At 62.4% G+C, this 854-nt stretch carries 1 pseudogene; it reads left to right on the top strand.

The window, feature by feature from the left end:
• Nucleotides 1-427 precede the first annotated feature (427 nt).
• Nucleotides 428-854: pseudogene (locus IV01_RS27605) on the top strand (AMP-binding protein); the annotation flags it as partial.

Here is an 854-nt window from a genome sequence, read left to right as displayed (position 1 = left end):
TGCTCGCGATAGCGTCAGCCCAGACAGCGCAATGCTGGCTGACACCCCGCTGACCCGTAGGAGCGCGCTTGCCCGCGATGAGGCTGAACCCGATTCACCTGACACACCGCAGCGCCTGAATCGCGGGCAAGCGCGCTCCTACCTGGAAATGCACTCCAACCCAGACACCTCTAACCACTGTAGGAGGACCGGGGTGGCGCTCCACCTTGCTCGCGATAGCGTCAGCCCAGACAGCGCAATGCTGGCTGACACCCCGCTGACCCGTAGGAGCGCGCTTGCCCGCGATGAGGCTGAACCCGATTCACCTGACACACCGCAGCGCCTGAATCGCGGGCAAGCACCGCTCCCACAGGGAATGCATTCCAGCGCGGACACCCCCACCTTCTGTGGGAGGGAGCTTGCTCGCGAAGGCAATGATTCAGACGCTGAAAATGCATCGACAGGGCTGGCACTTTCGCGAGCAAGCTCGCTCCTGCAGGAAAGGCACCTCACCAACCCTCAGGTTCGGATAAACCCCAACAACCTCGCCTACGTGATCTACACCTCCGGCTCCACCGGCCAGCCCAAAGGCGCGCTGCTGACTCACGCCAACGTGCTGCGGCTGTTTGAGGCCAGTGCCAGGCACTTCCGTTTTGGCCCGGACGATGTGTGGACGCTGTTCCATTCCTGCGCGTTCGATTTTTCGGTCTGGGAAATCTTCGGCGCGCTGTTGTATGGCGGCAAGCTGGTGATCGTCCCGCACGCCCTGAGCCGTTCCCCGGAGGACTTCCACACCCTGCTTGTCGAGCAGAAAGTCACCGTACTGAACCAGACCCCATCAGCCTTCAAGCCCTTGATGGCCGTGGCTTGTGGCG

It is taken from the genome of Pseudomonas syringae, assembly GCF_000737245.1.
In the GTDB taxonomy this organism is placed as follows: domain Bacteria; phylum Pseudomonadota; class Gammaproteobacteria; order Pseudomonadales; family Pseudomonadaceae; genus Aquipseudomonas; species Aquipseudomonas syringae_J.
The sequence above is the reverse complement of the archived record's forward strand: the minus strand, read 5'-3'. Positions and strand labels throughout refer to the sequence as shown.